The sequence below is a fragment of the Pseudoalteromonas luteoviolacea H33-S genome (assembly GCF_001625695.1).
Lineage (GTDB): Bacteria > Pseudomonadota > Gammaproteobacteria > Enterobacterales > Alteromonadaceae > Pseudoalteromonas > Pseudoalteromonas luteoviolacea_B.
In genome coordinates, this window is record NZ_AUXY01000079.1 from 76,824 (window position 1) to 89,594 (window position 12,771).

General features: G+C 39.5%; 12 protein-coding genes and 1 tRNA gene. 6 read left to right on the plus strand and 7 right to left on the minus strand.

The genetic code is table 11. From position 1 onward, the window contains the following. Positions 1–52: 52 nt before the first annotated feature. On the minus strand, positions 53–1,159 hold the full coding sequence (locus tag N477_RS14730) for a type 1 glutamine amidotransferase domain-containing protein (protein ID WP_063364414.1): 1,107 nt from the start codon (positions 1,157–1,159) through the stop codon (positions 53–55). A gap of 248 nt (positions 1,160–1,407) precedes the next feature. On the opposite strand from N477_RS14730, the gene N477_RS14735 reads away from it, so the two are divergent. Together N477_RS14735 and N477_RS14740 are read left to right on the plus strand one after the other, a co-directional pair. Beyond that, positions 1,408–1,875: a hypothetical protein gene (locus N477_RS14735; protein WP_063364415.1), complete on the plus strand. Its 468-nt coding sequence runs from the start codon at positions 1,408–1,410 to the stop codon at positions 1,873–1,875. A 298-nt stretch (positions 1,876–2,173) separates the two neighbouring features. Beyond that, positions 2,174–4,561: a hybrid sensor histidine kinase/response regulator gene (locus N477_RS14740; protein ID WP_063364416.1), complete on the plus strand. Its 2,388-nt coding sequence runs from the start codon at positions 2,174–2,176 to the stop codon at positions 4,559–4,561. On the opposite strand, the gene N477_RS14745 is transcribed toward N477_RS14740, so the two are convergent. From N477_RS14745 to N477_RS14755, 3 genes are all read right to left on the minus strand, one after another. Beyond that, positions 4,541–4,867 (minus strand): cupin domain-containing protein, encoded by a 327-nt coding sequence (locus N477_RS14745; RefSeq protein WP_063364417.1) that lies wholly within the window; start codon positions 4,865–4,867, stop codon positions 4,541–4,543. The two genes, N477_RS14740 and N477_RS14745, sit on opposite strands and share 21 nt — an antisense overlap. A 69-nt stretch (positions 4,868–4,936) precedes the next feature. Then, positions 4,937–5,012 (minus strand) — tRNA-Ala (locus N477_RS14750). Between the two features lie 157 nt (positions 5,013–5,169). Then, entirely contained in the window at positions 5,170–5,697 is a 528-nt protein-coding gene (locus tag N477_RS14755; protein WP_063364418.1) for an NADPH-dependent FMN reductase, read from the minus strand. A 118-nt stretch (positions 5,698–5,815) separates the two neighbouring features. Here N477_RS14755 and N477_RS14760 point away from each other — a divergent pair, with 118 nt between their 5' ends. Continuing rightward, positions 5,816–6,712, plus strand: coding sequence for a LysR family transcriptional regulator (locus tag N477_RS14760; RefSeq protein WP_063364419.1), 897 nt, complete (start codon positions 5,816–5,818; stop codon positions 6,710–6,712). 10 nt (positions 6,713–6,722) lie between these two features. Here the strand turns inward: N477_RS14760 and N477_RS14765 are convergent, their stop codons facing one another. After that, positions 6,723–7,457, minus strand: a complete 735-nt coding sequence (locus N477_RS14765; RefSeq protein WP_063364420.1) for a substrate-binding periplasmic protein — start codon at positions 7,455–7,457, stop codon at positions 6,723–6,725. A 390-nt stretch (positions 7,458–7,847) separates the two neighbouring features. Here N477_RS14765 and N477_RS14770 point away from each other — a divergent pair, with 390 nt between their 5' ends. From N477_RS14770 to N477_RS14780, 3 genes are all read left to right on the plus strand, one after another. Further along, positions 7,848–8,231: a hypothetical protein gene (locus tag N477_RS14770; protein ID WP_063364421.1), complete on the plus strand. Its 384-nt coding sequence runs from the start codon at positions 7,848–7,850 to the stop codon at positions 8,229–8,231. Positions 8,232–8,519: 288 nt separating this feature from the next. Then, positions 8,520–9,161, plus strand: coding sequence for a response regulator (locus N477_RS14775; RefSeq protein WP_063364422.1), 642 nt, complete (start codon positions 8,520–8,522; stop codon positions 9,159–9,161). A gap of 196 nt (positions 9,162–9,357) precedes the next feature. Further along, a complete protein-coding gene (locus N477_RS14780; RefSeq protein ID WP_063364423.1) occupies positions 9,358–10,002 on the plus strand; it encodes a cohesin domain-containing protein in 645 nt (214 codons plus the stop codon). Between the two features lie 143 nt (positions 10,003–10,145). On the opposite strand, the gene N477_RS14785 is transcribed toward N477_RS14780, so the two are convergent. After that, positions 10,146–11,300 (minus strand): PQQ-binding-like beta-propeller repeat protein, encoded by a 1,155-nt coding sequence (locus N477_RS14785; RefSeq protein ID WP_081216655.1) that lies wholly within the window; start codon positions 11,298–11,300, stop codon positions 10,146–10,148. Between the two features lie 88 nt (positions 11,301–11,388). Then, positions 11,389–12,771, minus strand: coding sequence for a winged helix-turn-helix domain-containing protein (locus tag N477_RS14790; protein WP_063364424.1), 1,383 nt, complete (start codon positions 12,769–12,771; stop codon positions 11,389–11,391).

A 12,771-nucleotide genomic window follows, 5' to 3' on the forward strand; every position in this document is an offset into this window, starting at 1 on the left:
TTTTTTATTAATTTTTGCCAAAAGGGCCTGTTTTTTGACCCTTTGTTCAAACTTAAAAAGATGCAATAAAAGATTTTATTTTTTGATTGTCTGGAAATTTTTTGATTCCTAAATCAAGCACTTTTGATGCGTTTTCAAATTGATTCAAACGTACATAAGCCTTTGCAAGTGTCATAATGATAATTGGGTGAATAAATTGGGGTAAGATATATTCTAATAACGCCGCACTAGCGCTAACTTGAAATTCACTCGTGGCATTATTAATTTGCACAACACTTATCATTGCAAGCATCTTAAAATCATATATTTGTGGTTCCTTTTGCAGCTTATCAATCGCTAACTGCCTATCGTTCAAGAACAATTCATACAATTTAACCGTGGCATCATCACGGTAATATTGCTCCGGTAATAACTTAACATCAAGTGCAGATACCATAGCTCGGGCAGTATCTACAGTAGAAAAAGGGTTTTGTCCGGTGATCACTCTACCGTCAACAGTCACTTGATTCAGCATGACTGAATCTTGTTCAAATATGCCGCCCCTTTCCACCAGTTTGTCTTGCAGTAAAAATGGAAAATCCTTTAACCATTTTGATCCAAAAGCCGACTCTTCTGCATTGGTAAACCCGTTGACGCGTTTACCTGAAACCAAATATTGACCATCATTTAACTGCACATCGACTAATGCCGCTGGGCCGTGGCATACAGCCCCGACTACGCCCTCACCTTCATATATTTTTGCGATGACCTTTTTCAATGGTTTATGTTGATGCAAATCGAACATTGGGCCTTTACCACCGACAACGAATACACCATCAAACTGATTGGCATTAATTTCATCCAATTTATAAGTATTAGCTAAGGATGATAATGCAGCCTCATCTTTTAAAAACCTTTCATTATAAGGCGCTGATTTATCATAACTATCTGCAACCGGTTTACCACCTAGAGGTGAAGCCAAAGTAACCTCTATACCATGACGTTTAAATACATAATAGGCCTTAGTTAGCTCCCCAAACTCAAACCCAGGTTTAATCAAAGTTTGATTCTCATCCACTGCGCCGTAGCTGCTCAGTACCATCAATACCTGTCTCTGCTCATCAGCAAAAGCTATTGAACTGCACAGTGAAATACCTGCAAATAAGACAAAATTTTTCATAACGACTCTCCTTTGGTTAGGAGTACTATAGTAGGGTGAGGAATGTGAAAGGCCCGTGAAGCCGATACGAATTGAAAGCTGAATCGATGAGAAAATTAGTAAAAACCAAATAATACCCAATTATTATCAGCTCATACTTTAGGAGTAAAATACTTCCCACGTGGGTCCGTGATTTATGCTATTAAAACTGAATTTTTTATAGGTTAGTATCGCAACGCACTTTTGCATCACAGTTAGGAATGGTCTTAATGAAAAATTATAATAGTAATAATGGCAATATGGTTATTTCTGAACCGCTTTGGCAGTTATATCAAGATGTTTATTTTTACCCTTTCATGTCAACATCTCATTATGTAAATGGTGCCATCATCAGCTTATGGAATGAGCATGGTGACATTTTGAGCAGTTATAAAAATAAGAAAATCCAAAATAGAGCCATAAAATTAATTTCTCGTGTACCTGCTCCCATAAAATACCTTTATGGTGGCAACCACGATATGTCTTATCGCGAGTTGAGTATCTCTCTGAATATTTCTCTATCACTTGCTCAAAAATTATCACAACGTTTTAATCAGCGAGCTTTTTACTTCGTTGAAAATGATAAGTTCACCTTATATAACAGTTTTAACCTAAAGCAATGCTATACATTTAAAGAGCCAATTGCGAAAAGAATGAAGCGAGTAAATTTACCAACTTTTAATTCAGCTCAGCTCTAATCACATACCCATAAGTCAATTATTCTTGTTATAGCTACCTTTAAAATACGCGTTGTTATTCTTTGTTTTTATCACGTTCAACTTGAGTACCAAACTACACTATCACTTTCATTAGATGCTTTTATTGATTTAGAATAAGAAATATTATCTCAGCGCTTCTTTACAACTTGAAGAATCACACTAAAAATATGATTTCACTATTTTTGGTGGTACCCAAGTGTTTTAGATGAACATTCCCACCACTTAACCTGCATTTATTGACTAAACTAATTAGTAAACACTCAGCTAAGCAGTACCTATGCGACTCAAAACTAGACTCCCCCTCGTATTAGCCATCACTGCTTTAGTCCCCATGCTTATCATTTTTTTCATCGCCATGATACACAGCACACGCCAGGCAGGTGAGATGAGTATTCGAGCTGCACAATCTGAAGTACTTAATGCCGCCGCAATTTTCAATGCATACTTTTCACAGCGCAAATCAGAAATAGCGACCTTGGCCCGCCAACCTGTTTTGCAAACGATGAATTTTGACCAAATTAGACCCATTCTGCTCGCTGAAAAAAACGCACACAATGGAGTTTATGAGAAGTTCATCCTTGGCAGGCAAGATGGTAGCTTTCACAACACTGAAGGGGGCAATCCACATCATGGCATGCGAAGAACCTTTGATGACAAAAATCCTAATGCAAAAGTTAAAACCATTATAAAAAGAGACTATTGGCAAAATACAATTAGCAATAACGTCGATGGGCTCCCTCTAGTTTACGTCTCAGAACCGATGATTTCTTACACCACTGGCGTCAAACAAATAGTAGTCGCAGCTTCTATTTTAGGACAAGATAATCGGGTTACGGGGTTATTGGGTGGCAGTATTCCCTGGCGAGAAGTTGACCGTCTCGTTGACAATGTAAAGGGCCATGTTCTGGCACAATTTGGAGAGCAAGCCAAGTTAATGCTGGTTTCCAGTACCGGCGTATACATGTACCATTGGGATATGGACAAGACCATTCAATACAAACATATCGACGGCAAATATGTACTCAATGACATTGGCGAAAAAAGCAGTGTCATCACACGCATCACCAAAGAGCAAGATCCGTCATTACAAAAATTGGGACTTAAAATGATCGCAGGGTTCGAAGGGCATGGGCAGTTTATGCTTGACCCGCACACACAAGCTTTTGTTTTTTACGCGCCCATTCTCGCATCCAACTATAGCCTAGCAGTCGTCTTACCAGAAAACGTTGTATTTGCCTCCGCCTATGCAATAAAAGAAAAGTTAATTGTAATACTGACGCTGGCCACATTAGTCAGCATGTTAGTCTCTTGGTGGATTGCATATAGATTATATAGCCCTATCTCGCGGCTCACTTTTGCAGCTAACTCTCTCGCAAAAGGGCAATATGATGTGCATTTAAAAGCAAAAGGGGATGATGAGATCTCTGAATTAAGTCGCACTTTTGAGGTCATGCGAAACACCATTTATGCACGAGAAAGTGATCTAGAAAGCAGAGTAGAAAGACGTACACAAGCGCTTGAAAAAGCGATGCATGCTGCTGAAATGGCAGTTTCTGCCAAAAGCCGTTTTCTGGCCAATATGAGTCATGAAATTCGCACACCCATGAATGGCATATTAGGCACAATTCAGTTATTAGAGCAAGAAGCCAACTTTAGTAAAGAGCAAAAGCACCTATTAAAGCTTGCCAACGTATCGGGTAGTAACCTATTAACACTTATCAACGATATTCTCGATATTTCGAAATTAGAACAAGGTCAAATCAGTTTATACGAAGAACCATTCGAGCTTAAAAAAACCGTCGACCATTTACTTCATTTAACCCAATCCAGAGCGCGCTCAAAGCCAATAACAATGCTTTATACCATAGTGCCAAACACACCATTAGAAATTGCCAGTGATAAACATAGACTGCAACAAGTCCTACTTAACCTGCTCAGTAATGCATATAAGTTTACGACGCAAGGGGAAGTTGCCTTATTTATTCAACTCAATCCTAAGAACAACGCGCAGCTACTATTCACAGTGAAAGACACCGGTATTGGGATTAAAGCGGAGCAGCAAGAAAAGATTTTTGACCCATTCTGTCAGGAAGATGACAGTACGACAAAGCGCTTTGGAGGCACTGGACTGGGCTTAAGTATTTGCCAACAACTCGTCACCCTTGCTGGCGGTACACTATCTTGTGAATCACGACCAGGCGAAGGCGCGACATTCACCTTTACTTGGCCGTACTCGCCTTGTTGCTTAATAGAATCAAGTGAGGGGGAACATACACAATGTGCTCGACTCAATGGCCATGTGTTACTGGCTGAAGATAACGCCATCAATCAAGTCGTGATCTGCGCTATGTTAGAAAAGCTTGGACTGCGCGTTGATTTAGCAAAAGATGGTCAGCAGGTGCTAGAAAAAATAGAGCAAGATTATTTTGATTTAATCCTGATGGATGTTCATATGCCCAAAATGGATGGCATTGAAGCAACTAAACACATCAGAGCCCACCCCAAGTATAGTCAGATGGTGATCATCGCCATCACCGCGAACGTATTTTTAGAGGACATAGCGACATACTATAGTGCAGGTATGGATGACTTTGTCGCCAAACCTGTCGAAATGACTAAGCTCGAATCAGTATTGAGTAAATGGTTAGGAATAAAAAACAGCTAACCACACAGTCTCTTCATCCGGCTTGGTCCAACTGACTTTGTGTTTACAGTGTGCAGGAATATTAATATGTTCTCCAACACCGAGCTTTATTATCCGTCCGTCAGCAAAGGTTATCTCTCCCTCACCTTGCAATACAATGACCCATTCATGTTGTGCTTGATCATACCACCCTGTCTCTGGAGACGTATGGCCACGAGATATAATGCGCTCTATTTTCACTTCATCATTACCGGCAATAAGCTCAAAAAACTCATCCGATAAATCTTGTGGCCTCGCATCAAATACGCTTTTCTTAATTTCGCTCATAAGGAAACCTCTATACAGATTAACATAATCGTAAAAAATGAAGATAAGGTAAGTATTAGTAGAAGGACTTGGTGGAGCTAGGCGGGATCGAACCGCCGACCTCTTGCATGCCATGCAAGCGCTCTCCCAGCTGAGCTATAGCCCCAAGTTAGCGAGTAAGAGTTTATTATATCTTGTTAATTTGTAAAGCAGTTTTTTCCTAATAATCAAACTACCCAACAAACATCATTTCTCAATAAAGCAGCGACCAGCTATAAATTGGTCGCTCTAGTTACTGCTTAACCTTAGTGACAACGGGAATTTTAGTTTGTTAATTTTTTTAATGCGCTTTCTAATGATGCAGTCAATTCATCATTAATCAGTGTATTTTTTTCCAAATCAAAGTTGTCAAAAAAGCTTGGAATAGACAAGTGCGCTTTTACATCTGCCGCAAAGTATGGGGCTGAATTAACAGCGGCATTTAAAACACTTTGTGCACCACCTGGGCCTGGTGACGTCGCCAACAATAGCATAGGTGTGTTTTGATATACTTTCATATCAATGCGTGATACCCAGTCGAAGATATTTTTATACGCAGCTGTATATGAACCATTATGTTCAGCAAATGAAATGACAATGGCATCTGCGCCGCCTACCTTATCGTAAAAGCGCTGAGCCTGCTCTGGGATACCATGCTCTTTTTCTCGATCAATGCTATAAATTGGCATTTCAAAGTCATTTAAATCTAAAATTTCTACTTCAGCTTGCTCAATGCGAGACGTGGCATATTTCACTAATGCGTTATTGATTGACTGACGACTGTTACTTGCTGCAAATGCTAATACTTTCATGATGCGCTCCAAAATAGTTGCTTTATTTATCGTGATTAATGGCTCAACTTGATGACAAACAGTGTAGATTAAGTTTTAATAAACATTAATAGGGCAAATGAAAAGTTACTATTTCCATATGAATCACAATCTATTTGAAGGGATCGAGGTGTTTGTCAAAGTTGTGCAATGCAATAGCTTTGCCGAAGCTGCACATCAACTCAGGCACTCCCCATCTCATATCAGTAAAGTCATTAATCGATTAGAAGCTCGACTTGGCATGCGACTATTAAATAGAACAACGCGTACGCTGGCGTTAACACCAGATGGTGAAGTCTATTTTCAGCATTGTGTGCAATTGATTTCAGATGCAGAACAAACAATACAGTTACTGACAAACGAAGAAAACAAACCAAAAGGCGTGCTAAAAATTAGTTGTCCGGTGGCGTTTAGTTTAGATTATGTCCGACCTGTCGCGGCTGAATATTTAAAAAAATACCCAAATGTCACTATTGAGTGGGATATTAACGATCGCGCAGTTGATATCGTAGGCGATGGCTTTGACTTGGCACTTAGAGCCACTACTAATTTGGAAGAATCTAGTTTGATCTGTAAGCGGATCTATAAGTGCAGAACACTCGTCGTTGCTAGCCCAAGTTATATTGAACAGTATGGCAGGCCACATCACCCAAGGGAGTTAACTAAGCATCATTGTATTTGCTACAGCAACCTAAAAACCCCAGATCGTTGGGACTTTACAGAGCAATCGGGAAAATCATTCACCGTCGACGTGAGAAAACGCGTTAATTGTAACAACGGTAAAATGCAAGCCGCGCTTGCTATAGATGGGATTGGTATCACCAGATTACCTGAATTTTACTTAGCTGATGCGTTAAGGGCCAAGCAGCTAGAAATACTGTTTGAGTGTTATGAACAAAAACCGGTTGAAGTATATGTAATGTACCCAAGTAGAAAACACTTGTCCCCTAAAGTACGCTATTTTATTGACATGCTTGCACAGCAATTATCGCCCTAGCAATCACACACTAATTGGATATTGCACCATAACTTTGATAAATCGTCTCTATTTCTTTATTGTGCACCATGAATGAGAGCGCTTTATCAAGCTCCTTTTGCAATTGTTTTAAATGGGGTTGTAATCGCATATGCACAGGCAACTTACTGATTTCATATAGCGCTTTAAACTCCGCATATTCTGAATTGTGCTTTTGATAATACGCTGCCGTAGCATCACCTATCATCACACAGTCAATGCGCTTATGTGCAAGCTGAAACAGTAACTCTTTTTCTGATGTATTGTCATACACCATAATTTTTTCTGTACCAAAGTGTGATTCAAATGCGCCGTACCTATAACCACGTACACGCCCAAATACCTTGCCATAAAACGCAGTAGGATCCTCAACAACAAGGGCATCTTTCCTACCTAAAACAACCTCACGAGAATACGCATAGGCGCGAGAATAGATTGCAGATTTAACCCCATCATCTCTCCAGCTTGGGTTCACACCTGGTTCAATATCAATCTTACCTAAATCAAACTGCTTTTGCCCACGCGCAACTGACCAAGGTACCAACTCAAATGTATGCCCTGTTAACTCACTTAAGCGCGCAAATAAATCACTAAAAATACCGGATTGCCTGCCTTTTACGATGAAGTTATACGGCGGATTTGCACCATGATAGACCAAAACAGTGTAATGCTCAGCAATAGCGACTGAAGAAAATAACAATGCAAAAAAATACAGCAAGTAACGCATGATCTAGCCAAATTAACCTGTTAGTTATCAACTTAGCACAAATTTTACATAGATTATGAATTCGCACCTTTTTTGGGCAAAAAAAGAACTATTTCTTTCCTTATTGGTAACACCACTATTTTTGGCACTAAATACAAAGAAACAATATTTCCATTTTTAAAATGAAATGACTAAATAATACCCATAAATTTCAATTTATAAATTTTTTCTTCATTTTTTTGACTTTAATCATAAATATTATATTCATTTATTCGTTTAATAATTATGTACGAACGCAAGGTCTCTCACTTTGTAGTTTACGTTGTGAAGGAAACAACACGACAACAACTCCGTACATGAAATTTATTGCGAGCCAATTAGGCTCTTTATTCTCAAGAAAAGGAAAAAACTATGAAAACTGGCGTATTATTCTCACTAATTGCCGTTGCTGCCGCTGCTAACGTTTCAGCTGAAGAGCTGCCTGCTGATGCTGGTTATGCGAGTGTTCAAGAAGTGCTTGAATATGGTCGTAAGTATCAAGCTATCAGAACACAGCTTAAAGAAGCAGGTTATCGCTTTCATAACTGTCACACTCAAGTAATCAATTACTTCGCGACACCAATGCAACCTGAATATCTTTATGCACAAACTGAATGCACTTACTCGACGCCAAGTGGTGGAAACTACTCTCTACAAACCGACTATGCAAAAGTCACGATTGATGTAAATTATAATCAAGAATTTGGTTTATATAGAGAAGGTGATGTGACAGTAAACTATATGACAGTTTACTAGTCATAAAAATACATAACAGCTATTAATACCGGTTACAGTGGCTGTTATGGACCAAAAAATATTGGGGTGCCTTTCGGCACTCCTATAAAGATCGTCTTTATTATCCAATAGGCTCCTGTGCCTTATCTCAAAATTCTCTCCATAAATATATGCACTTAGTGCATAAAAGTATAAAATACAGCGCTATTATCTTTCTATAATAATATTCATAGCCTAGAAAGCACCTTGAGTAACATCAACTGTCTAGGATCAGGGAATGGAATTAAGGTAAAAATACACGGAGTTTCAATGTGTAACGGAAAAACTGCACGCATATCTATATTAATCGCAGATGATCACCACCTGGTTAGGCAAGGACTGAGATCGCTGATAAATCAATCACAAAACCACTATCAAATAGACGACGTCGCAACAGGAGAGCAGGCGTGGCAGTTTATTTTTGAAAAAGAGCCTGATGTGGCCATATTAGATATCGCCATGGGGGAACTCAGTGGTATACAGGTATGTGAGCGCGTCAAACAAAGAAACCTAAAGACTCGTATCATTTTTCTCAGTATGCATGAGGACCTCAAGATTGTTGACCGCGCATTTGAAATAGGGGCTGATGGCTACTTGTCAAAAAGTGAGGCTTTTGACACACTTAACCAAGCCTTAAAGCATGTCGCTACTGGCAAGACTTTTATTAGCCCAAGTCTCGAGGCTAAGCTAGAACACTACCAAGCCGAAAAACAACAAAATATTCTAACCACAAGAGAAAAACAAATTATTAGCTATATAACTCTTGGCCATACTAATAGGCAAATTGCCGACATACTATGCATATCTGCCAAAACAGTTGATAACCACAGAACGAAAGCAATGAAAAAAATAGGGGTCAAAAAAGCAGCTGAATTAGTCGCGTATGCCATCAAAGAAAGGCTTGAAATATAAAATTCAAAATCTTTTAGTACAATTAGGGTAAACACCCTATTTATAATTTAACGGTTAAGTACTAATTTACCCATCTCAACAAAACAAGCATCAATGCGAGCCCTGTAAGATGGAACTTTAAAATTGTCTGACACGCAATAGCTTAAAGTCAAAATTAAGAGTTGCCTAAATAACCTTGGATAAAATGGACTATCTAATGAAAAAAATTATCAGCGTACTGTTATTTTTTCTAGCCAACCTTGCCCACGCCAATAGCACCATATATATCGATGTACGAAATTCGAAAATTAAAACAAATAGTGAGTTTTATGTCGATATAATGGCAAAAGATTTACCCGCAGTGTACGGGGTTCACTTATCCATAAAGTATGACCCGACACAGCTCACAGTATTAGCCGCCACTTCATACAATGAAAAGCCTCATATAGAACATGGTAACTTATTTAAACAACAAGCCATTGTAGAATTAGTTAACAGGGCACATACACAGCAAGGCTTAATCGAATATTCGGTTGAACAAGCAGTCCCTGCACGTAACCTGTCTAATACCAATAGAATTGCTCGTGTTTTTTTTAGAAGCAAAAGCAACAGCACAACGACACGTGTAGAACTTGAAGAAACTTACTTTAAGACCAATAGTGGTAACAAAGTACCTTATTCAACACAGTCCTCTATTGATCTGCAATTTGCGAATTCATTTCATAAACCAATACACCCAACGGACGACTTTTCTTTCTCTCGCTATTTAATACTTGTCGCGCTAGCCGCACTATTTGGTCTACTCACCCTGCGCACTCGTAAAACGCCTCTAACGCCACTACATTGGTTAACCCGGGTCTAAGCTAGTTAGACCCAGGCACTCAAAAAATTTGCATGATTGTTTTAAGAATGCGACGGCAGTTAGGCATAAAAAGCCTAATAATTGAATAGCCAAACTATTGAGGGTCGCATCAATTATGCTCTTTTCAATAAACTATTAGTCAATTACTGCTCATATACATGAATAAAGCCATCCAAGTCTGGTACCAAAACCTTGCCTGACCCCGCTGCTGGTGAAGCATATACACCACCATGTACAAAGCCCGAAATCATATTTGGTTGATAATGCCAAACTGTTTCACCTGACTCCTTGGCCACAGCCATAAAACCACGCTGAGTAATATACCAACCAGGCTCATCATGACCTGTGGAACCGATATAAACATGCTTGTCATCAATAATTGGTTTTCCCCAACTCCAACCAGAAGTTGCTACCTGCCAAACAATGTCACCAGTTCCTGCTTCCATCTTAAACAATAGCTTGGCATCTGAACTGCCGATATAAAAGTAATCATCATCGCTATCAGCAACCGCACTGGACTCAACCCAAGACCCACCTGGTAGTGCCTTTTTCCATAAGACCTGACCTGAATGAGGCTCAAGTCCATACAAGTTGGTATCTCTAGATCCAATCACGACAACATCATCAATCACTGCAGGGCTTGAGGAAACAGCACCTTGTGTTTGATACTGCCATGCCAGCTCTCCTGTATGTTTATTTAGTGCATAGACGTGACCATCCCAGCTGGCAATAAAAACTTTGCCTTGATATAAGCTAGCTGTCGCACGGATCATGCCTTGTGTTTTAAACTGCCATTTAACTTCACCAGTACGCTTAGAAACTGCATAAAAATGACCATCGGCACTGCCAACATAAACGAGTCGGTTATCTGCAACTGGGCTCGACTTAGTATAATCAAATTCCCAAGGCGCGTGATTCGCAGGTAAGATCCTATGATGACCACCATCATTTAAACTTACTTTCCATAGTAACTTACCGCTCCAGCGATTTAATGCGTATAAAAACCCATCATCACTTGAGAAAAACACGCGATGATTATCAACAAAAGGCTTTGAACGCACCTTACCTTGTGTTTCATGTGTCCAGCGCAATTTTACTCGGTCAATATCAAAAGCATACAGTTTGCCATTATCACTGCCAAAATAAGCGAGATGGTTTTTAAGGGAGATACCTCCCCAATTTTCACTGCCTGTCTGATAGCTGTATAAGTAATCTCCACTTTTAGCAAGTGAGGATACACTGATGAAGGCAGATAATAGTCCCGCGCATAATGTGGTTGCCACCTTTTTTATTTTCATTGTTTGCTCCTTATTTAAATTCCGAAGCAACACTAAATAACCCTCAAAAATAAGTCCTGAATTTTAACTTAAACTTTCTAATAAAATATTAAATATCTGATATATCTACTTTTAAAATATGATTTTGTACAAGCTGGATAAATTTTTCATCCTGTCTTAACGACAAAAAATGCGGATCTGCGGCAATCCATAAAAAGGCATATTGCCCAGCAAGCCGCGACTGCTCCAAATAATGCAGCGCGAGTTGTTTATCCCCGATCGCCGTTGCATATCGAGCTTGGGACATGGGTGCATCATAATGCCCAATGTCCGCTCTTCGCGTATCCTGATAAAGCAACCAACGGTAAACCCCTTCCATACCTTGATTGGCAAACAGCTGCTCAATCATGGTGATTTCAGATTCTGTGTACCCTTCGTACTTCATAACCCAAATTAACTCTTGCAATGCCAAGTCAAACCGCCCCAGCTGTTCATAAATCGCTCTTAAGCAAACGTGGTAAAATCGATTACTCTGTGAGTAAGGGCGCAACCTATCCAACACTTCAAATGCTTTGTCAAACTGTTGGCTCATCATATAAACCCACGCCACACTCTCGCTTGAGTAACCATCAGGCTCCATCGCCTGATAAGAGCGAATGTGGTACATCGCTTCGTCAGTTCTGCCCAGTGCAAGTAAATACTGCCCATACATATGATGCGCTTCACTATTAGGTAATGCATTTAAAAAATAAGCTTCAGCATCTTGAGTATTCATCTCCCCCATAAAAATGAGCTTTGCGTATAATAGATTGGCCTCTTTATGCTCAGGATAGTCAGATAAAACCCGCTCTAAAATCGTTTTTATATGCTGCTTGTCCTCTAAATAATTGTCACTTTTGGGCCGTAGCTGAGAAAAGTGTGCTTTAGCAAGCCAAAATATAGGTTCTGCTAACTGAGGCTCTTCAATAGATATTGATTTTAGTAAACTTATCGCTCTATCAAGTTGCTCTGGGTGATTATTAATAATAAAGCGCGCATGATTAAATGACTCCGTTAAGTGCTCTGGTATCACTTGCTTGACAGGTGTTCTAGGCATTTGCCAAAAAACCACAAAAGCAATAGCAACCAAGCACAGGGCTGCTTTTAACAAAAAACTATCTAATGAAGAAGGCAACGCATCGCAAAGCGGTGGACCTACCCAACGATACCCTACGCCTGAAATGGTTTTTATGTATTTAGGTGACTTAGCATCATCCCCTAATAACCTGCGCAGCCCATTAATTGCCACATAGATTGCATCTTCACTAACAACACGTTGCCCCCATACTTCGGATAAAATTTGTGATTTGCTGACATCTTGATGCTTAAACTTTAAAAGTAAAACTAACAGCGCATACTGCTTAGGATCCAATTCCACTACTTTTGTGCCATCTTGTAAGCTCAACTGCCGATGATTTATAACCCATTGTCCTTTATTGGCGGTCTTCAGCAT

Bases quoted from the DNA above. Each gene is read 5' to 3' on its own strand.
- N477_RS14755 (WP_063364418.1), bottom strand. From the start codon at position 5,697: ATGAAAGTATTAGCATTTGCAGCAAGTAACAGTCGTCAGTCAATCAAT.
- N477_RS14760 (WP_063364419.1), top strand. From the start codon at position 5,816: ATGAATCACAATCTATTTGAAGGGATCGAGGTGTTTGTCAAAGTTGTG.
- N477_RS14730 (WP_063364414.1), bottom strand. From the start codon at position 1,159: ATGAAAAATTTTGTCTTATTTGCAGGTATTTCACTGTGCAGTTCAATA.
- N477_RS14745 (WP_063364417.1), bottom strand. From the start codon at position 4,867: ATGAGCGAAATTAAGAAAAGCGTATTTGATGCGAGGCCACAAGATTTA.
- N477_RS14785 (WP_081216655.1), bottom strand. From the start codon at position 11,300: ATGAAAATAAAAAAGGTGGCAACCACATTATGCGCGGGACTATTATCT.
- N477_RS14775 (WP_063364422.1), top strand. From the start codon at position 8,520: ATGTGTAACGGAAAAACTGCACGCATATCTATATTAATCGCAGATGAT.
- N477_RS14765 (WP_063364420.1), bottom strand. From the start codon at position 7,457: ATGCGTTACTTGCTGTATTTTTTTGCATTGTTATTTTCTTCAGTCGCT.
- N477_RS14735 (WP_063364415.1), top strand. From the start codon at position 1,408: ATGAAAAATTATAATAGTAATAATGGCAATATGGTTATTTCTGAACCG.
- N477_RS14780 (WP_063364423.1), top strand. From the start codon at position 9,358: ATGAAAAAAATTATCAGCGTACTGTTATTTTTTCTAGCCAACCTTGCC.
- N477_RS14770 (WP_063364421.1), top strand. From the start codon at position 7,848: ATGAAAACTGGCGTATTATTCTCACTAATTGCCGTTGCTGCCGCTGCT.
- N477_RS14740 (WP_063364416.1), top strand. From the start codon at position 2,174: ATGCGACTCAAAACTAGACTCCCCCTCGTATTAGCCATCACTGCTTTA.
- N477_RS14790 (WP_063364424.1), bottom strand. From the start codon at position 12,771: ATGCTGAAGACCGCCAATAAAGGACAATGGGTTATAAATCATCGGCAG.